Here is a 19,455-nt window from a genome sequence, read left to right on the forward strand (position 1 = left end):
CATCATTGTCTGGTCTGGCGCAGCAGCAAGGTGCCGCCACGCTGGGTAAATTCAAGTTGTTTCAATGCGCTCATGCCCAACAGCACTTGCTCGCCACCCAGGCCCGGCGCCACCAGAGCGCGTACGTCCTGCAGGACGATATCGCCCAACTGCAGGCGGTCGAGGTGGGTGCGATAGCCCTGGCTACGGCCGTTGGCGGTGCTCAAGGTCACCGGCAAACCGCGCTTGAGCCCCAGGCGCTCGGCCAACTCGGCCGGCACCGCCACATCGGTGGCACCGGTGTCGAGCATGAAATCCACCGGCTGGCCGTTGATCTGGCCAGTGGCGACAAAATGCCCCTGGCCGTTGCCGACCAGTTTCACTTCTATATAACCCGCGTGTTGCTGCGAGGTGACCACGGCGTTGGGGTTTTCCTGCCGCGCCTCCCATTGCCCAAAAAACCGTGTTGCCAAAAACAGCCCCGCGCCCCAGGCCACGAACATCAATAGGCGTCCAGCGCGCTTGCCGGGCGGTTGCGTGCTCACGGCTGGGCGCTCCAGCCACCGGCCGGGGCGGCAAAACGATAGACCATCGGGCGTTTTTCACCATCGGCCCGGGCGCCGAAATTATTGTCGATGCCAACCCAGGCACCGTCAGCGTCAATCAGCAGCGCTTCCGCCAGCCCGTAACTCTGGGGGTAGCGCCGATTTGGCAGCAGGGCCTCATCGGCGTACGACCAGCACAACTCGACCTTGGCCGTCACGCTGTCGCGCCGGCAGATCTGGAACGCGTTGCGCTCCAGGGTAAACAGCTTGCCGTTGAACAGCGCCAGGTCGGCAAAATCCTTGGACACCGCCCTGGCCCCCGGAAACTGCGCCGGCTGCATTTCCTGGCCGGCTTCGCTCAACAGTACGCATGGGCCATCACAATCCCAAACGCTTTGCCCGCGCTTGATCGAGATCAGCCCACGCCGCTCGCGCTCGGCCGCCAGCCAGATCTGATTGCCCTCGGGGTTGATCGCCAGGCCTTCAAACAATGCATTGAAGTGCAGCAGCAAACCACTGGCCCGCGCTTCGCGAACCATGCCAGGGGCAATTTTCAGCCACTCTGGATCACCGCTTGCCGGCACCTGCAGCACTGCCGCATGGGCTTCGCTGACGATGTAGCGATTACCTGCGGCGTCACAGCTGATGCCTTCAAAATCCAGGTCGCCGCCGCGTATCACCGACGCTGCCGTGGTGCGCGCGCGCAAGCCCCACGGCAGGCCCGACTCGGGCACTGGTGGCACGTCGAGCTTTACCGTCTCGGCCTGCCAGGTGTCGGCGCGGGTGTCGAGGCGGTAGATCTGGTCGTCGTCGCGGTCAGAGACCGTCCACAACTCCTTGCCACACAACGCCAGGCCCGACAGGTTGCCGCCGCGCATGCCGTCTACCGGGTGTTCGGACAGCAACTTGAGCTCGACCGCAGGCTGGGCAACTGCCTGGGTAGCTGCCAACCCGCTCAACAACAGAATCGCCAGGGCGAAACCGCTGCGCATCAGCCCAATACCTCGGCCAGGTTGCCTTTGGACTCCAGCCAGGCCTTGCGGTCGCCAGCGCGTTTCTTGGCCAGCAACATGTCCATCATTTCCGAGGTGGCGGCGTAGTCTTCCAGGGTCAACTGCACCAGGCGCCGAGTGTTCGGGTCCATGGTGGTTTCGCGCAGTTGCGGCGGGTTCATTTCACCCAGGCCCTTGAATCGGGTGACCTGCGGTTTGCCGCGCTTCTTCTCGGCTACCAGGCGGTCGAGGATGCCGTCGCGCTCGGCTTCGTCCAGGGCGTAGAAAATCTCTTTGCCCAGGTCGATGCGGTACAGCGGCGGCATCGCCACATAGACGTGACCGGCATCCACCAGCGGGCGGAAATGCTGGACGAACAAGGCACAGAGCAAGGTTGCGATGTGCAAGCCGTCGGAGTCGGCGTCGGCGAGGATGCAGATTTTGCCGTAGCGCAGCTGGCTCATGTCCTCGGCGCCTGGATCGACGCCAATGGCCACGGCGATGTTGTGCACTTCCTGGCTGGCCAGCACTTCGCTGCCATCGACTTCCCAGGTATTGAGGATCTTGCCGCGCAGCGGCAGGATCGCCTGGAACTCCTTGTCCCGTGCCTGCTTGGCCGAACCGCCGGCGGAATCACCCTCCACCAGGAACAGTTCGGAGCGCATCGGGTCCTGGCCGGCGCAGTCCGCCAGCTTGCCGGGCAATGCCGGGCCCTGGGTGATGCGCTTGCGCTCGACCTTTTTGCTGGCCTTGAGGCGACGGCCGGCGTTGTTGATCGCCAGTTCCGCCAGGGCCAGGCCCAGCTCCGGATGTTCATTGAGCCACAGGCTGAACGCGTCCTTGACCACACCCGAGACAAACGCCGCGGCCTCGCGGGACGACAGGCGTTCCTTGGTCTGGCCGGAGAATTGCGGCTCCTGCATCTTCATCGACAGCACAAAGGCGATGCGCTCCCAGACGTCTTCCGGCGCCAGCTTCACGCCGCGCGGTAGCAGGCTGCGGTATTCGCAGAATTCACGCATCGCATCCAGCAGGCCCTGGCGCAGACCGTTGACGTGGGTACCGCCCTGGGCGGTGGGGATCAGGTTGACGTAGCTTTCCTGAACGCTGTCGCCACCCTCGGGCAACCACAGCAAGGCCCAGTCCACCGCCTCCTTGTTACCGGCCAGGCTGCCGCAGAACGGCTCGTTGGGCAGGCGTTCGAAGTCGCTGACCGAGTCTTCGAGGTAGGAGCGCAGGCCGTCTTCGTAGTGCCACTCGACCTTTTCGCCGGTGCCTTTGTCTTCAAAACTGACCAGCAAGCCCGGGCACAACACGGCCTTGGCCTTGAGTACGTGCTTGAGGCGGCTGATGGAAAATTTCGGGGAATCGAAGTATTTCGGATCCGGCGCAAAGTACACGCTGGTCCCGGTGTTGCGCTTGCCGACGGTGCCGACCACTTCCAGCTCGGTGGCCTTGTAGCCATCGGCGAAGGTCATCTGGTATTCGTTGCCGTCGCGCTTGACCTTGACCCGCACCTGCGTGGACAAGGCGTTGACCACGGAAATACCCACACCGTGCAAGCCACCGGAGAACTGGTAGTTCTTGTTGGAGAACTTGCCGCCGGCATGGAGCTTGGTGAGGATCAGCTCGACACCCGAAACCCCTTCCTCGGGGTGAATGTCCACCGGCATGCCGCGCCCGTCGTCGGACACTTCCAGGGAGTGGTCGGCGTGCAAAATGACCTGGACCGACTTGGCGTGCCCGGCCAAGGCTTCGTCGACGCTGTTGTCGATGACTTCCTGGGCAAGGTGGTTCGGCCGACTGGTGTCGGTGTACATGCCGGGGCGTTTGCGCACCGGGTCGAGGCCCGAGAGGACTTCGATGGCGTCGGCGTTATAAGAGCTAGCGCTGGGAGTGGCCATGGGGTCTCGTCGTGAGTCGTTCGATTAAAAAGTAACCTGCGGTTTCACAATGCGGTGAAATCGAAGGATTGGTACTGATCTGCGCCAATGCCGGCAAAACTCAACAGCGCCGGCAACTGTCGGCCAAAACCCTGGTAACCGTGGTCGCCGCCAGCCTGGATACGCAAGGCACAGGCCCGGTAATACTGCTCGGCGAGGCGATAATCCAGTGTTTCGTCCCCGGTCTGCAACCACACCTGATAGCGCTGGGCATCCTGGGGCGCCGCAACCTCAAGCTCAGCCAGGGCCGCGACGTGATCGTGGGTCAGTTCCCAGGTTTCATCGGTATAGAGGTTCTTCTGGGTGCCCAGGTAACCGTCGAACATGCGATGGGGGCTGACCGCCGGGTTGACCAGCAGCGCCTTGAGGCCATGGCGTTCGGCAAGATGGGTTGCATAGTAGCCGCCGAGTGAGCTGCCGACCAGCAGCGGCCGCCCCAGCTCGCCGATCGCCTGCTCCAGCTGGGCAATCGCCTGGCGTGGGTGGTGATGCAAGGCCGGCACCCGCAGTTGGTCGGCCAGACCGAGACTGTCCATCACGCCCATCAGCAAGCTGGCCTTGGTCGAGGCTGGCGCGCTGTTGAAACCGTGGATATACAAGATCGAAGCGGACATGCCGGGCTCTCCGTGCGTTATCGGCCAAAGGGGCGCAGTTTACAGGGAATGACGCAGTGTGAGCAGGGTTACTGCCGAACGCGGTCTGCCAGGGGTGTGGGAGCGGGCTTGCCCGCGATGGCGCTATATCAGTGATAGATTTGTTGGCTGACCCACCGCAATCGCGGGCAAGCCCGCTCCTACATTTTGATGTGTGTTTGCAGGTTTAGTAGCCGTTGCTGCCGTAATCCACGGTAAAGGTGAAGTCTTTGACCCGCTCTACCCCAGTTTCCAGCCGTCCATCCGGATGCAGACGCAGCCAACGATAGCCTGGCGCCTCTTCACTGACCTTGAAATCCTCACTGCCGGGGGCGAACTGGATGCAGGTCGACGGCGACGCCAGCAAGCGCACGCCATGGCGTTCGCGGTCGATTTCCTGGTGCACATGCCCCCACAGCACCGCCCGCACCTGGGGGAAGCGATCGAGCACGGCGAACAGCGCCTCGGGGTTGCGCAGGCCAATCGGTTCCATCCACGGGCAGCCAATGGGCACCGGGTGATGATGGAAGCACACCAGATGATGACGGCCCGGCGCTTCGCTCAAGGCTTGCGCCAGCAATTGCAGTTGCGGCTCGGCGAGATAACCCGGCACCGAGCCCGGCACGGCGGAGTCCAGCAAAATCACCCGCCAGTTGCCCACATCCACCACCGGTTCCAGCAGTGCGCTGCCCATGGTCGCCTGGGCCATGACCTGCGGCTCATCGTGGTTGCCCGGAATCCAGCGCGCCGGGACGCCAAGCTGCTGGCTCAGGTCGCGAAACTGCTGGTACGACGCAAGCGTACCGTCCTGAGACAAGTCACCGGTGGCCAGCAGCAAATCAATCTGCGGTTGCTGGGCCCGAACCAGCTCGATCACCCGTTGCAGGCTGTCACGGGTGTTCATGCCCAGCAGCGTGCCGTCGGCCTCGGCAAACAGGTGGCTGTCGGACAGTTGCACCAGCAACGCCGGCGCATCAGGGTTCACGGTGGATACGCTCGGCAAGGCGTTCTCCCAGGGCGATCACAAAAATGGACAATGGGCGCAATTATGCTGGGGCAGGGCACAAAGAGGAAACCGGTGAAGCGTACGCAGTTCACCTCTAGCGCACGACTTCAAACTCATGGCCCAAGGCCAGGCAATGACTCAACCATTCACCGAGGAACACATTGAGCTGTGCTTTTTCATCGGGCTGGTGCATGAACACATTGGGGTAAGGATAGATGCTGCGAAAGCGCCGCGCATGTTCGGCGCTGACCACTTCGGCCATCCGCGCATCGTGATACACCTGCACTTCCAGCTGCGGCACCGGCAGCCATGGCAGGCTGTGCTCCTGGCGCACGCGCAGGGTGCTGGTGTACGGGCAGGTGAGGATGACTTCCAGGTTCAGTACGCCGAGCATCTGGTCGCCGTGGGTCACGGCAATGCGCCGCGCTTGCGGCGTGCGGCGCATGTCTGGCAGCAGGCGCATCAGCCGCGCATAGTTAGCCTCGCAAGCGGCTTGCAAGCCGATCAGGTCGACCCGGTAGCGTTCCCGTGTCTTTACTGCCATAGCCCCCTCACTTCCGCGCGATTAAGCGCAAGCCATTGCAGGGCGATAATGCTGGCTGCGTTGGAAATCTTACCGTCGCGCACCGCTTGCAGGGCATCTTCAAATGCCCAGGTGGTGACGCGGATATCTTCTGCTTCTTCGGCCAGGCCGTGGATACCGCCGGCACCGGTACTGTCGCAACGCCCCAAAAACAGGTGGACGAATTCGGTGCTGCCACCCGGCGAGGGGAAATATTTGGTAATCGGCCACAGCGCCGAGAAGGTCAGCCCAGCTTCCTCTTCGGCTTCGCGGTGTGCAACCTCCTCCGGTTGCTCGTCCTTGTCGATCAGGCCGGCAACCATCTCCACCAGCCAGGGGTTGTCGGTGCGGCCCATGGCACCCACGCGAAACTGTTCGATCAACACCACTTCATCGCGCTGCGGGTCGTAGGGCAGTACACACACGGCATCGTGGCGCACAAAGACTTCACGGTTGATCACCGGGCTCATGCCACCATCGAACAGCTCGTGACGCAGCTGCACACGATCGAGCTTGTAGAAGCCCTGGTAGGCATTGTCGCGCTGAACGATTTCAATTTTGTTCGGCGTCGATTTCGCACTGTCGGTCATATCAACCCTCGTTTAATACGGTGTGTGTCTGAGCATCGCGCCATCCTACAGCGCCCGCGTGCCTCGGTGCAGCCCCTTTGCAGTTGCCGGGACGGGCGGCGGCGGTCAAACTCACTGTAATCAGCTTAGTGGCGAACTGACTGGGATGCCGATAGTCCAAGCCCCATCTCTTTCGCTCTTCTCCGCTTTATGAAGGACGCCCATGTCGCTGTTAAAAGTCGCCTCCGTGGCCTGTATTGCCTTGACCCTCGGCGCTTGCCAGAGCCTGTTCCAATCCAGCTACCGTGCACCGCTGGAAGCCACCCGCGATGCCTCCGAGGTGGTGCAACCCGGCTGCACCACCGCCGACTGCCCACTGGTGAACATCGATACCGTGCATTTCGCCAACGAGCCCAAGCTCGATGCGCTGATCGAGCAACGCCTGCTGGAAATGACCCGCACCACGCCCGGCGCCCCATTGCCAGCCACACTGAACGCCTATCGGGAAAAATTCCTGCGCGAGTCCGGCCCGCGCAACAGCATGTACTTGCAGGCCAAGGTACGGGAGCAGCATGACGGCTTGGTGATCATCGAACTGTCCAGCTACCTGGACACCGGCGGCGCCCATGGCGAACCTGGCCGCGGCTTCATCAACTACTCGCGCCAGCAGCAAAAAAACCTGACCCTGGCGGACATGCTGCGCCCCGGCAAGGAAGACGCGTTCTGGAAAGCCGCCCAGGTGGCCCATAACAGCTGGCTGATCAGCACCCGCCTGAGCCTGGAGCCGGACTACGTGAAAAGCTGGCCCTTCCAGAAAACCCCGAACGTGGCGCTGACCTACGGCGCGGTAGTACTCAAGTACCCTACCGCCACCATCGCGCCCTACGCCATGGGCCACGTCGAGTTGCAGATTCCTTACGCTCGCCTCGACGGCATCATCAAGCCTGAGCTGGTGCCCGTGCGCCGCTGAAGGCGCGCCCGAGGATAAATTGCAGCAGCCCTGCCAGCACCAGTGCCGGCAGGGTCGCGCCAACATCCGGGTACAGATTGGCCAGCAGGTGATAGGTACTGATGCCCCCCAACCAAGCCAGCAGCGCCGGCCAGCGCAGGCTTGCAACCAGCGCCTGGCCACGCCGGCGCAGGATGAAGTGGTCTACCAGCACCACGCCAAACAGCGGCGCGAATACCGAGCCGATCAACAGCAGGAAGTTCTGATACTGGGCCAAGGGCGCAAAGCAGGCGATCAGCGTGCACACCAGCCCAATCGCCAGCGCCAGGTGCTCGACTTTCAGGCGCAACAGCATGCCGCTGGACACCGCCGCCGAGTGGATGTCGGCGAAGGCGTTTTCTGACTCATCCAACACAATCAGCAGCAGCGGAATCCCCAGGCCAGCCCCGGCCAACGCCAACAACAGCGCATTGACTTCACCACTGGGCGCGAACGCCAGGGTGTAGGCCACGCCCAGGCTCATCAGCCAGAAATTGCCGATAAAAAAGCCCAGGGCCGTGCCGCCGAACACACGGGTGGCGCGCTGGCCGAAACGTGAGTAATCGGCAATCAGCGGCAGCCAGGACAACGGCATGGCAATGGCGATATCAAACCCGACGGCAAACGGCAGCGAACCGTCGCCAGCCTGGGCCCACAGCGCGGCCAGGTCAGCCTTGGCGAACAGGTTCCAGGTCAGCCACAGGCACGCCGCCAGCAGCAGCCAGATTCCCCATTTGCGCAGGATCTTTCGCACAAAGGTCAACGGGCCGCTGATTGCAAGCAAAGTGGCGAGACCGCCGAAGAACACGGTCCAGAGCAACGGGCTGGCCAACAGGCTGCCTGCACTGAAGGCGCGGGTGCCCAGCAGGCTAGCGGCATCGCGCATGACGATGATCTCGAACGAACCCCAACCGATCAGTTGCAACAAGTTCAACAGCGCCGGCAGGCTGGCGCCTTTGGCACCCAGGCTGAACTTGAGGGCGGCCATGGACGACAGGCCGGTGTCACTGCCGATCACCCCTACGGCGGCCAGTAACAGCACGCCCACCAGGGTCCCGAGGAAGATGGCCAGCAACGCCCCCGACAGGCCAAGCCCCGGCGCCAACAGTGCACCGGTTTGCAGGACCATCAGGCCGATGCCGAGGGAAAACCACAGGGAAAACAGATCGCGGGCGCCGAAGACACGTTTGTCTATTGGGACTGCAATGTCGGGAGAGTAGGTACTCGGTTGAATGCTCAAGGGTGTCATCTCAGAGGGACATTTGTTGTTGGGGAGATTGCTATCGCGGGCAAGCCCGCTCCCACACATTCAAAAATGTGGGAGCGGGCTTGCCCGCGATGAGGCCAGTAGAAGCACCTCCAATCCCAAGTCAGACCTTTTTGTAGAGCTGACTACCTTCCTGCTTGAACCGCTGCGCCTGCTCGGCCAGGCCCTTGGCCACATCCACGTCCACCGCCTCGATGCGCTGGTTGGCCGCGTATTCGCGCACTTCCTGGGTGATTTTCATCGAGCAGAATTTCGGCCCGCACATCGAGCAAAAGTGCGCGACCTTGGCCGAATCCTTGGGCAGGGTTTCGTCGTGATAGGAGCGCGCGGTGTCCGGGTCCAGGCCGAGGTTGAACTGGTCTTCCCAGCGGAACTCGAACCGTGCCTTGCTCAACGCGTTGTCGCGGATCTGCGCACCGGGATGGCCCTTGGCCAAATCCGCCGCGTGGGCCGCAATCTTGTAGGTAATGATCCCGGTCTTCACGTCATCCTTGTTCGGCAAGCCCAGGTGCTCCTTGGGCGTGACGTAGCAAAGCATGGCGCAACCGAACCAGCCGATCATCGCCGCGCCGATGCCCGAGGTGATGTGGTCGTAGCCGGGCGCGATATCGGTGGTCAGCGGGCCCAGGGTGTAGAACGGCGCTTCGTCGCAGCACTCCAGCTGCTTGTCCATGTTCTCCTTGATCAACTGCATCGGCACGTGGCCGGGGCCTTCGATCATGGTTTGCACGTCGTGCTTCCAGGCGATTTTGGTCAGCTCGCCGAGGGTTTCCAACTCACCGAACTGCGCCGCATCGTTGGCGTCGGCAATCGAGCCCGGGCGCAGGCCATCGCCGAGGGAGAAGCTGACGTCATAGGCCTTCATGATTTCGCAGATTTCGTCGAAATGCGTGTAGGTAAAGTTCTCTTTGTGGTGCGCCAGGCACCACTTGGCCATGATCGAGCCGCCACGGGACACGATGCCGGTGACGCGCTTGGCGGTCAGCGGTACATAGCGCAGCAACACACCGGCGTGGATGGTGAAGTAATCGACGCCCTGCTCTGCCTGTTCGATCAAGGTGTCGCGGAACAGCTCCCAGGTCAGGTCTTCGGCGGCACCGCCGACTTTTTCCAGGGCCTGGTAGATCGGCACGGTACCGATCGGTACCGGCGAGTTGCGGATGATCCACTCGCGGGTTTCGTGGATGTGCTTGCCGGTGGACAGGTCCATCACCGTGTCCGAGCCCCAGCGAATGCCCCAGGTCAGTTTCGCCACTTCTTCTTCGATGGACGAACCCAGGGCGCTGTTGCCGATGTTGCCGTTGATCTTCACCAGGAAGTTACGGCCGATGATCATCGGTTCCAGTTCGGTGTGGTTGATGTTGGCCGGGATGATGGCGCGGCCGCGGGCGATTTCTTCGCGTACAAATTCCGGGGTGATGATTTTCGGCACACTGGCCCCGAAGCTGTGCCCGGCGTGTTGCTGGTCGAGCAGGCCGCTGGCACGGGCTTCTTCAAGCTTCATGTTTTCGCGGATGGCGACGTATTCCATCTCGGCGGTAATGATGCCCTGGCGTGCGTAGTGCATCTGCGTGACGTTGGCCCCGGCCTTGGCGCGGCGCGGGTTTTTCACATGGGCAAAACGCAGGGCGGTCAGCTCGGCGTCGCTCAGGCGCTGTTGGCCGAAGTGCGAACTCAGGCCCGGCAGGCGCTCGGTGTCGCCACGGGATTCAATCCACGGCGAGCGCACATCGCCCAGGCCTTTGCGCACGTCAATGATCACGTTGGGGTCGGTGTACGGGCCGGAAGTGTCGTAGACCACCACGGGCGCATTGATCTCGCCGCCGAAATCGGTGGGGGTCACGTCCAGGCTGATTTCGCGCATCGGCACGCGGATATCCGGGCGAGTGCCCTGCACATAGACTTTTTGCGAGCGGGTAAACGGCTGCACGGATCCCGAGTCAACCTTGGCCGACTCACTCAAATGCACGGTGTTTTTTAGTTTTGTACTCATCACGGGCTCTCCAGACACATCCAGGCAGTGGATTTTTGTCGGAGCGAACCTGTGACGGACGGACGCACTGGAAGCAGTGCTGTGCTTGGCGCACGAGGGCTGTTCGATTGTCGAACAACATCCCGGACGAAGCACAAGAGGACTCGCCGGGTGACGAGAAATCTTGTTCCCTACGCAGGCGCTAACCTGATCAGGTTCAACGGGATCCGGTATTTACCGATCTCAGCCTCATAGCAAGGCACCCCGACAAGAACGCGGCCAGTCTAGACCATGGAGCAGGCAAATTGCCAATAGCGGTGCATTCAGCGTGATGAATGGCGCAATTACAGGATTGTTGTGCGGGGGTGTGGCCACTACACTCGCCTACTGTCTCAACGCCTTGACGCTATGGATTGCTCGTCGTAGCCTTGGGCGCTAAATTATCGCCGTAATATTTATCTAGGGATCGCCTCATGCTGCGCAAACTTTCACTGGCTCTTGCCGTGTCTTGTGCGACCAATGGAATGGTCTGGGCAGCAGAAGCGCCCTTGTCGACCAAAACCGACTTGGTCAGCGTCTACCAGGAAGCGGTGGACAACAACGCCGACCTAGCCGCCGCCCGCGCCCAGTACGGCGCGCAGAAAGAAGTGGTGCCCCAGGCCCGCGCCGGCCTGCTGCCCAACCTCTCGGCCGGTGCCGACGTGAACAACGTGCGCACCCAGATCGACACACCGTCGGCCACCGCCAATCGCGACGCCCACACCTGGCGCGCAACCCTGAGCCAGCCGCTGTTCCGCGCCGACCGCTGGTTCCAGTTGCAAGCTGCCGAAGCGGTCAATGAACAAGCTGCCCTGCAGCTGTCGGCCACCGAGCAGGAACTGATCCTGCAAAGCGCGGAAAACTACTTCGCCGTGCTACGCGCCCAGGACAACCTGGCCTCCACCAAGGCCGAAGAGGCCGCCTTCAAGCGCCAACTGGACCAGTCCAACGAGCGTTTTGACGTGGGCCTGTCGGACAAGACCGACGTGCTGCAATCCCAGGCCAGCTACGACACGGCGCGGGCCAACCGGATCCTCGCCCAGCGCCAGGTGGATGACGCGTTTGAAGCGCTGATCACCCTGACCAACCGCCAGTACAACGCGATCCAGGGCATTGTCCATACCCTGCCCGTTTTGCCGCCAGCACCCAACGACGCCAAGGCCTGGGTCGACACCGCCGGGCGCCAGAACCTGAACCTGCTGGCCAGCAACTATGCGGTCACCGCCGCCGAAGAAACCCTCAAGCAACGCAAGGCCGGCCACGCGCCGACCCTGGACGCGGTGGCGCAATACGAAAAAGGTGACAACGACGCCCTCGGTTTCAGCAACCCCAACGCCTTCGGCCAGCCCTATCGTGGCGACGTCGAGCAACGCACCATCGGCCTGCGCCTGAATATCCCGCTGTACAGCGGCGGCCTCACCAGCTCCCAGGTACGCGAATCCTATTCGCGCCTGGGCCAGACCGAACAGCAACGCGAAGGCCTGCGCCGCCAGGTAGTGGAAAACACCCGCAACCTGCACCGCGCGGTGAACACCGATGTAGAACAGGTGCAGGCACGCCGCCAGTCGATCATCTCCAACCAGAGCGCAGTGGAAGCCACGGAAATCGGTTACCAGGTGGGCACACGCAATATCGTCGACGTGCTCGACGCCCAGCGCCAGCTGTACACCTCGGTGCGCAACTACAACAACAGCCGTTATGACTACATCCTCGACAACCTGCGCTTGAAACAGGCGGCGGGAACGTTGAACCCGGGGGATCTGCAGGACCTGGCGCGCTACCTGAAGGCTGACTACAACCCGGACAAGGATTTCCTGCCGCCGGACCTGGCCAAGGCCGCGGCCGAACAACTGAAGGCCCGCCCCAGCAACTAAACCCACCACATGACAAATGTGGGAACGGGCTTGCCCGCGATACAGGCGCCTCGGGTTATCTGCAACACCGAGGTGATGCTATCGCAGGCAAGCCAGCTCCTACAGTTGGTGTGTGGTGTGTGCAACGTCCTGTGCCCAGCCGAGATCCCCTGTGGGAGAGGGCTTAGCCGCGATGGCGGTGGGTCATGTAAGGATGTGTTGACTGGCCTACCGCTATCGCAGCGATGCGGCGACCCGACAAGCCAGCTCCTACAGTTGGTGTGTGGTGTGTGCAACGTCCTGTGCCCAACCGAGATCCCTGTGGGAGCGGGCTTGCCCGCGATGGCGGTGGGTCATGTAAGGATGTGTTGACTGGCCTACCGCTATCGCAGCGATGCGGCGACCCGACAAGCCAGCTCCTACATTTTTGACCGAGCTGGTTCAGGGTTTGAGCAGTCTGTCCAAGCCATCGAGCAAACGCTTCAACGCGCCCTGATTGGCCTGCATCACCTTCAGCCCCGCCAGCGCCCGCTTGTGCGCATCCTGTGGCAGTTCGAACAGTTGCCGCACTACCTCGGCCAACCCCTGGGCATCATCCACTTCTTGCAACGCGCCGGCGTCGCGCATCATTGCGGCGATTTCGAGGAAGTTGAACAGGTGCGGGCCGCTGATCACCGGCTTGGCCAGCGCCGCAGGCTCCAGCAGGTTGTGCCCGCCGTTGGGCACCAGGCTGCCGCCGACAAAGGCGCTGTCGGCCAAGGCGTAGAGAAACAGCAGCTCGCCCATGGTGTCGCCAAGCAATACCGAGGTGTCGGCATCGACCGGCGCCCCACTGGAGCGCTGCACCGTGGCAAAACCCTGCTGCTGGCACAGCTCCAGCACCGTGTTGAACCGCTCCGGATGACGGGGCACCAGGATCAACAGCGCGTTGGGGTAGCTGGCGAGCAACTGCCGGTGGGCTGCCAGCACCACTTCATCTTCGCCCTCGTGGGTACTGGCGGCGATCCATACCGGGCGCTCGCTGGCCTGCCATTGCTCACGCAACGCGGCGGCGCGTGCCAAAAGCGCTGGGTCGATGGTCAGGTCGAACTTGATCGAGCCGGTGACTTCGACCGTTTCCGGGCGCGCGCCCAGGCTGCGAAAGCGCTCGGCCTCGGTGGCGGTCTGCACCGCGAACAGGCTCATGTCTGCCAGCATCGGCGCAGTCAATTTGGCGAAACGCCCGTAACCCTTGGCCGAACGTGCCGACAGCCGCGCATTGGCCAGGGCCACGGGTATCCCGCGCTTGGCGCATTGATGAATATGGTTGGGCCACAGCTCGGTTTCCATGATGACCGCAAGCCTGGGCTGGACCCGGTCCAGGAAACGCTTGGCGGCACACGGCAAATCGTAGGGCAGGTAGCAATGCTGGATGCGCGGCTCGTTGGCAAACAGTGCCTGGATCCGCTCGGAACCGGTGGGCGTCATGCAGGTGACGGTGATCGGCAGCTGTGGATGACGCTCCAGCAAGCCGCGGATCATCGGTGCGGCGGCGATGCTCTCGCCCACCGACACCGCGTGCACCCAGATCCCACCGGGTTTGAGTACCGGCAAACCGTAGGAAAAGCGCTCGCTGACGCGCTTGGCGTAGGCTGGCGCCTTGCGGGCACGTAGCCATAGTCGTAAAGCCACCAACGGCAGCGCCAGGTAAAACAGACAGCTGTAGAGAGTTCTATTCATGGCGGCGGAGTTTATCGGCTTTTTCAGCCGATCGCCTGCAAACACGCGGTAAAACGTTCGGCCAGAAAGCGCGCGGCTGGGCCCAGGGGCTCATCGCGCCGCCACACCAGTTCCACCACCAGGGCCGGTGGCGTCCATTCGCTGTCCAGCTCGACCATCTGCCCGTGATAGGTCGGGTATTGCACCACATGCCGGGGCAACCAGGCCCAGCCCAGGCCACGGGCCAGCCATTCGGCCAGCACGTAGAAGCTGTCGGCGCGCCACACCTGCGGGCTGGCCGCCTCGCTGCCGGGGTAAACGCTGGTCTGGGTCGACATCAGCAATTGGCGAAACTGCGCCAGGCGCTGGCAATCGACAAAACCCTCCCTGGCCAACGGATGCCCGACGCCACACACCGTGACCATCTCCACACTGCCAACCACCCGCCGCTCAAGGGCTTCGGGGATCTGGTCGTGGTAAAACAGCAACCCCAGGTCAGCCTTGCGCTCCACCAGCTTGCGCGCGACATCGCCCTGGGCCGTGCTGGACAACTGCACCTCCAGGCTGGGAAATTTCCCGGCCAGCGCCTCTAGGCTGTCGAGTACCGGCTGATAGAGCATGGCTTCGTCCTGGGCCAGGCGCAGCCGCGCTTCTTCGCCGCGCATCAACGACAGGGCCCGGCCATTGAGGCGCTCACACTGGCGCAGCACTTCCCGGGCCTCCTCCAGCAGCACAGTGCCGGCCTCGGTCAGGCGTGGCTGGCGACCGCTACTACGCTCAAACAGGCTCACGCCCAGGTCGGCCTCCAGCAAGGCAATGCCATTGCTCACCGCCGACTGCGCCTTGCGCTGGTGCCGTGCCACCGCCGAAAACGAGCGCTGCTCGGCGACGCTGACAAACAGGCGCATCTGCTCCAGGTTCCATTGCACGCTCATTGGCCAAACCCATCTTAAATTCGGATAGGTAATGACTTTACCCCATCTACGGATTCTCTAGAATGCCGGCCTTGTTATGCGCCCCTATTTCCGAGGAACACCCCCATGAACGCCGCCTACTACTACCTGGCCATTGCCATTTGCTCGGAAGTGATCGCCACCGTTTCCATGAAAGCGATCAAGGGCTGGAGCACGCCAATCCCGCTGCTGCTGGTTATCGTCGGCTACGGCGTAGCGTTCTGGATGCTCACGCTGGTGGTGCGCACCGTACCGGTGGGCGTGGCCTACGCGGTGTGGGCGGGGCTGGGGATCGTCATGGTCAGCATCGCAGCGCTGTTTATCTATGGGCAGAAGCTCGATCTGCCGGCGATGCTGGGGATGGGCTTGATCGTGCTGGGCGTGGTGGTGATTCAGTTGTTTTCGAAAACAGCCGGCCACTGACCTTCTACAGTTGTTGATCCTGGGCAAAGATCCCGCTGTCGAGTCTGTATACTTGGCCTCTTGTTCTGAACACTGAGGTCGCCCATGCCATCCGTTATTTCCACCGACGTCCTGATTGTCGGCGCCGGGGTTGCCGGCCTCTGGCTCAACGCGCGCCTGCGCAGCCAGGGGTTTTCCACGATTGTGGTGGAGAACGCGACCCTGGGTGGCGGGCAGAGCGTGAAGTCCCAGGGGATCATTCACGGTGGTGCGAAATACGCCTTGCACGGTGCCCTGACCGGCGCTTCCGAAGCCATTGCCGACATGCCGCGACGCTGGCGTGAAGCGCTGGCGGGCACCGGCGAGCTGGACCTGACGGGCGTGCGCCTGCTGTCCCAGGCCCATTACCTGTGGTCGCCCGGCACCCTGGCCGGCAACCTCACCAGTTTCTTCGCCAGCAAGGCGGTGCGTGGCCGCGTCGACCAGGTCAAGGGCGACGATTTGCCGCCGGCCCTGCAAGACCGCCGCTTCAAGGGCAAGGTCTATCGCCTGGCCGAACTGGTGGTGGACGTGCCGAGCCTGATCGAACGCCTGGCGCAACTGGCCGGCGACGGCCTGCTCGCCGGGCAACAGATCGAGCCGCTGCTGGAAGGCGGCATCCTGGTCGGCCTGAAAGTCGATGGCCGGGCGATCCGCGCCCAGCGCATCGTGCTGAGTGCCGGCGGCGGCACCGCCGAGCTGCTGACGGCCCTGGGCCTGAGCCAGCCGGCCATGCAAAAGCGCCCGCTGCATATGATCATCGCCAAGGGCCCCGGCCTCAAACCCCTGTACGCGCACTGCCTGGGCGGCGGCACCAAGCCACGGATCACCATCACCACGCACCCGGCCGCCGATGGCCATTGGGTGTGGTACATGGGCGGTGATATTGCCGAGACCGAAGGCGTGCACCGCACGCCCGCCGAGCAAATCGCCACCGCGCAAAAGGAGCTGGCGCACCTGCTGCCGTGGATCGACATGAGCCAGACCCAGTGGGCAACCCTGCGGGTGGATCGCGCCGAACCCCTGCAAACGGGCCTGACCCGGCCAGACAACGCGTTCCTCGCCGAACAGGGCCGCCTGTTGGTGGGCTGGCCAACCAAGCTGGCCCTGGCGCCGGACTTCGCCGACCGCGTGCTCAGCGCCCTGGAACGTGACGGCATCCAGCCAACCCCAAGCACGCCGCTGCCTGAACTGCCACGCCCAGCCATCGCCCAACCCGCCTGGGAGCAATTATTGCCATGAGCCTGCCGACCCTGCATGACCTTCATCGCCCCCTGGGCAGCACCGGCCTGCTGGTATCGCCGCTGGGCCTGGGCACCGTGAAGCTGGGCCGCGACCAGGGGGTGAAGTACCCCAATGGTTTTCAGATCCCCAATGATGAAGAAGCGCGGATGTTGCTGCGCCAGGCGCGCGAGCTGGGGATCAACCTGATCGACACCGCACCGGCCTACGGCCATAGCGAAGAGCGCCTGGGGCCGCTGTTGCGCGGCCAGCGCCAGGACTGGGTGATTGTCAGCAAGGTCGGCGAAGAGTTTGCCGACGGCGTGTCCCATCATGACTTCAGCGCGGCCCATACGCGGCTCTCCGTGGAGCGCAGCCTGAAACGCCTGGAAACGGATTTCATCGACCTGGTGCTGGTGCATTCCGACGGCAATGACTTGCATATCCTCAATGACTGCGAGGTCTACCAGACCCTGGCGCAGCTCAAGGCCGAGGGCAAGATTCGCGGCTTCGGCTTCTCCGGCAAAACCGTCGAAGGCGGCGTGAAGGCTCTGGAACAAGGCGATTGCGCCATGGTCACCTACAATCTGAACGAGCAAAACGAAAAAGCCGTGATCGATTACGCCGCCGCCCATGGCAAAGGCATCCTGGTGAAAAAGGCCCTGGCCAGCGGCCATGCATGCCTTGAGCCTGGAGTGGATCCAATTCATGCCAGTTTCGTCTTGTTGTTTGCGCAAACGGGCGTGGCCAGTGCTATTGTCGGGACCATCAACCCGCTGCACCTTGCCCATAACGTGGCAACCGCTGCCAAGATCATTCGCCAATCCTGATGCCGCCGACGCGGCCGACCCCGACGCAAGAAGGAGCCGACATGCCGCGAACGCTCATAAGAAAAAACCCCAGTAACTTTAAAACACTGCCGCTGTACGTCGAAGCCACCCCCGAAGGCCTGAGCTACCAGAGCGTGGGCATGCCGCTCAACTTTGCCCAGACTCTGCAACGGCGCAAGCCGGTGGAGGTGGCAGATGCCGAACGCTTCGCCCTGGAACTGGCCAACCTCGGCGTATCGGTGCGCCTGACACTGCACTGGCAAAACCGCGATTACTGGGTGTTGGTGCGCCAGCGCCGGCAGGACCGTGGCGATGTGGTGCTCAAGCTGATTTCCGGCTACGTGCCGGCCCATGAACTGAACCTGCCGTTGCACACGGCCATCCAGGAAATCGCCGAGGAATGCCTGCTGGAAACCCCGGAAGGCTGGCTCGGCGGGCGTTTCAACGACACCTGGCTGCCGGCGCCCTACTCCAGCGCGCTGCATTACCGTGAGGCCTTGCCGTTTCGCCTGTCACCGCTGTCCGGCGCCGCCCGCCCGGTGCGCTGCGCCAGCATGCAACTGATCGAACGCCCCCGGGCCTATGTGCACCTGCCCACGGCCTCCCTGCAATTGATCTATGACCTGCGCCTGGAAGTGCCCAAGGAAGCCAAGTCCTTGAGCCTGTTCCATGTGGACGAACGCCTGGAGGGCGATCAACTGGTGGCGCGCCTGGACCGCCAGCGCCCGGACCTGTACCTGATGCCCCTGAAGGACGGCCAGCCGTGCGCCGAGCTGTATACCCTGAAGAAGGATCAACTGATCCCGGCGAGCACGCGCGGCTTATACCTGGCCGAGAGTTTTGCCCAGCAGGAAGGCTGGCTGGTGCGCGATGAGCGGATCCGCTGGAAGGACTGGCTCAGGCAACAGGGCCTGAGCGCGCCAGAGAAGGAATCGAAGTTGAGCCAGTTGACCGGGCGGGCCAGGCAGATCTTGCGCAAGATGGTGCCGAAGAAGGCGGGTCGCTGAAGCAGCCCCGCCTGTGGCGAGCGGTATCTATTGGTTGAGTAGTTTTTCCAGCCCAACCGTCAACGGCGTCGGCTCAGGCAATGTGAAGCTCGCCGCCAAGCGCTGGTTGTTGGCCCTGGAATGCCGGATATCTCCCGAGCGCGGCGCGGTGTAGCTGACAGCCGGCAATGAGCCGACGATTTGCGACAGCGCCTGCAGCAACTGCTTGAGGGTGGTGGTGCGGTTCCAGCCGACATTGATCGCGCCCAGCGGCGCATCGGCCATTTCCACGGCTTGCACCAGCACGGCCACCAGATCCCCGACGTACATGAAGTCACGGGTTTGCTCACCGTCGCCGAACACGGCAATCGGCAGGCCTTTTTGCGCGCGCTCGCTGAAGATGCTGATCACCCCGGAATACGGCGATGAAGGATCCTGGCGCGGCCCAAAAATGTTGAAGAAGCGGAAAATCACCGGCTCCAGGCCATGCTGGCGACGGTAGAAGTCAAAGTAGTGCTCGCTGGCCAGCTTGTCCGAAGCGTATGGCGTCAACGGTGCCTTGGCGGTTTGCTCATCGATGGAGTCGCCTTCGCCGTTGTTGCCATACACCGCCGCACTGGAAGCAAACACCACACGCTTGACCCCAGCCTGGCGCATGGCTTCGCAAACATTGAGGCTACCCACGAAGTTGCTCTGGTGCGTACTGACCGGGTCATCCACCGACGCCTGCACCGAAGCGACTGCCGCCAGGTGCACTACCGCCGTAACCCCTACCGCTGCACGAGCGACCAGTGCGGCATCGGCCACATCGCCTTCGAGCAGTTGCAGGCGTGGGTTGTCCAGCGGCAGGTTGCTGCGCTTGCCGGTGGACAGGTTATCCAGCACGCGCACCGCGTAGCCCTTGGCCAGCAGTGCATCGACCAGATTGGAACCGATAAAGCCAGCACCACCGGTAATCAGTACGAGAGCATCAGACATA

The 19,455-nt window shown here is 62.8% G+C and carries 18 protein-coding genes and 1 riboswitch; of the genes, 6 read left to right on the plus strand and 12 right to left on the minus strand.

All coding sequences use genetic code 11. The features are described 5' to 3' along the window. Positions 1–2 precede the first annotated feature (2 nt). The 7 genes from HBO11_RS21090 to HBO11_RS21120 form a co-directional block, all read right to left on the minus strand. Positions 3–524 carry a TIGR02281 family clan AA aspartic protease gene (locus HBO11_RS21090; protein WP_169952241.1) on the minus strand — a complete coding sequence of 174 codons (522 nt, stop codon included), beginning with the start codon at positions 522–524 and terminating at the stop codon, positions 3–5. Then, positions 521–1,516 carry an esterase-like activity of phytase family protein gene (locus HBO11_RS21095; protein WP_169952244.1) on the minus strand — a complete coding sequence of 332 codons (996 nt, stop codon included), beginning with the start codon at positions 1,514–1,516 and terminating at the stop codon, positions 521–523. Before HBO11_RS21095 ends, HBO11_RS21090 begins: the two co-directional genes overlap by 4 nt. Further along, on the minus strand, positions 1,516–3,420 hold the full coding sequence (gene parE / locus HBO11_RS21100) for a DNA topoisomerase IV subunit B (protein ID WP_169952246.1): 1,905 nt from the start codon (positions 3,418–3,420) through the stop codon (positions 1,516–1,518). The genes HBO11_RS21095 and parE overlap by 1 nt, the downstream gene beginning before the upstream one ends. A 44-nt stretch (positions 3,421–3,464) precedes the next feature. Then, positions 3,465–4,073 (minus strand): YqiA/YcfP family alpha/beta fold hydrolase, encoded by a 609-nt coding sequence (locus HBO11_RS21105; protein WP_169952248.1) that lies wholly within the window; start codon positions 4,071–4,073, stop codon positions 3,465–3,467. Positions 4,074–4,278: 205 nt separating this feature from the next. Next, a complete protein-coding gene (gene cpdA / locus HBO11_RS21110) occupies positions 4,279–5,094 on the minus strand; it encodes a 3',5'-cyclic-AMP phosphodiesterase (RefSeq protein ID WP_169952250.1) in 816 nt (271 codons plus the stop codon). Positions 5,095–5,191: 97 nt separating this feature from the next. Next, entirely contained in the window at positions 5,192–5,641 is a 450-nt protein-coding gene (locus HBO11_RS21115) for a DUF1249 domain-containing protein (RefSeq protein WP_169952252.1), read from the minus strand. Then, a complete protein-coding gene (locus HBO11_RS21120; RefSeq protein ID WP_169952254.1) occupies positions 5,632–6,249 on the minus strand; it encodes an NUDIX domain-containing protein in 618 nt (205 codons plus the stop codon). The genes HBO11_RS21115 and HBO11_RS21120 overlap by 10 nt, the downstream gene beginning before the upstream one ends. Positions 6,250–6,451: 202 nt before the next feature. Here HBO11_RS21120 and HBO11_RS21125 point away from each other — a divergent pair, with 202 nt between their 5' ends. Continuing rightward, positions 6,452–7,198 carry an RsiV family protein gene (locus HBO11_RS21125; protein ID WP_169952256.1) on the plus strand — a complete coding sequence of 249 codons (747 nt, stop codon included), beginning with the start codon at positions 6,452–6,454 and terminating at the stop codon, positions 7,196–7,198. Here the strand turns inward: HBO11_RS21125 and cytX are convergent. Together cytX and thiC are read right to left on the minus strand one after the other, a co-directional pair. Beyond that, positions 7,167–8,456 (minus strand): putative hydroxymethylpyrimidine transporter CytX, encoded by a 1,290-nt coding sequence (cytX, locus tag HBO11_RS21130; protein WP_169952258.1) that lies wholly within the window; start codon positions 8,454–8,456, stop codon positions 7,167–7,169. The two genes, HBO11_RS21125 and cytX, sit on opposite strands and share 32 nt — an antisense overlap. Before the next feature lie 130 nt (positions 8,457–8,586). Continuing rightward, complete coding sequence (gene thiC, locus HBO11_RS21135; protein WP_169952260.1) at positions 8,587–10,476, minus strand: phosphomethylpyrimidine synthase ThiC; 1,890 nt, start codon at positions 10,474–10,476, stop codon at positions 8,587–8,589. Positions 10,477–10,626: 150 nt separating this feature from the next. Then, a riboswitch (TPP riboswitch) is annotated at positions 10,627–10,732 on the minus strand. Positions 10,733–10,928: 196 nt separating this feature from the next. On the opposite strand from thiC, the gene HBO11_RS21140 reads away from it, so the two are divergent. Further along, the gene (locus HBO11_RS21140) at positions 10,929–12,368 is read left to right on the plus strand and encodes a TolC family outer membrane protein (RefSeq protein WP_169952262.1); all 1,440 of its coding nucleotides are present in this window, start codon (positions 10,929–10,931) and stop codon (positions 12,366–12,368) included. A 420-nt stretch (positions 12,369–12,788) separates the two neighbouring features. Here the strand turns inward: HBO11_RS21140 and waaA are convergent, their stop codons facing one another. Continuing rightward, positions 12,789–14,066 (minus strand): lipid IV(A) 3-deoxy-D-manno-octulosonic acid transferase, encoded by a 1,278-nt coding sequence (waaA, locus tag HBO11_RS21145; protein ID WP_169952264.1) that lies wholly within the window; start codon positions 14,064–14,066, stop codon positions 12,789–12,791. Positions 14,067–14,089: 23 nt separating this feature from the next. Then, on the minus strand, positions 14,090–14,980 hold the full coding sequence (locus HBO11_RS21150) for a LysR family transcriptional regulator (RefSeq protein WP_169952266.1): 891 nt from the start codon (positions 14,978–14,980) through the stop codon (positions 14,090–14,092). Between the two features lie 105 nt (positions 14,981–15,085). Here HBO11_RS21150 and HBO11_RS21155 point away from each other — a divergent pair, with 105 nt between their 5' ends. From HBO11_RS21155 to HBO11_RS21170, 4 genes are all read left to right on the plus strand, one after another. Beyond that, positions 15,086–15,421 carry a multidrug efflux SMR transporter gene (locus HBO11_RS21155; protein WP_099170110.1) on the plus strand — a complete coding sequence of 112 codons (336 nt, stop codon included), beginning with the start codon at positions 15,086–15,088 and terminating at the stop codon, positions 15,419–15,421. Between the two features lie 84 nt (positions 15,422–15,505). Then, on the plus strand, positions 15,506–16,681 hold the full coding sequence (locus tag HBO11_RS21160; RefSeq protein WP_169952268.1) for an FAD-dependent oxidoreductase: 1,176 nt from the start codon (positions 15,506–15,508) through the stop codon (positions 16,679–16,681). After that, positions 16,678–17,490: an aldo/keto reductase gene (locus HBO11_RS21165; RefSeq protein ID WP_169952270.1), complete on the plus strand. Its 813-nt coding sequence runs from the start codon at positions 16,678–16,680 to the stop codon at positions 17,488–17,490. The genes HBO11_RS21160 and HBO11_RS21165 overlap by 4 nt, the downstream gene beginning before the upstream one ends. Before the next feature lie 41 nt (positions 17,491–17,531). Continuing rightward, the gene (locus HBO11_RS21170) at positions 17,532–18,497 is read left to right on the plus strand and encodes a metal ABC transporter ATPase (protein WP_169952272.1); all 966 of its coding nucleotides are present in this window, start codon (positions 17,532–17,534) and stop codon (positions 18,495–18,497) included. A gap of 27 nt (positions 18,498–18,524) precedes the next feature. Here the strand turns inward: HBO11_RS21170 and HBO11_RS21175 are convergent, their stop codons facing one another. Next, positions 18,525–19,454, minus strand: coding sequence for an NAD-dependent epimerase/dehydratase family protein (locus HBO11_RS21175; RefSeq protein ID WP_169952274.1), 930 nt, complete (start codon positions 19,452–19,454; stop codon positions 18,525–18,527). Position 19,455 lies beyond the last annotated feature (1 nt).

This window comes from Pseudomonas sp. WS 5010 (assembly GCF_012985565.1).
Classification (GTDB): Bacteria; Pseudomonadota; Gammaproteobacteria; order Pseudomonadales; family Pseudomonadaceae; genus Aquipseudomonas.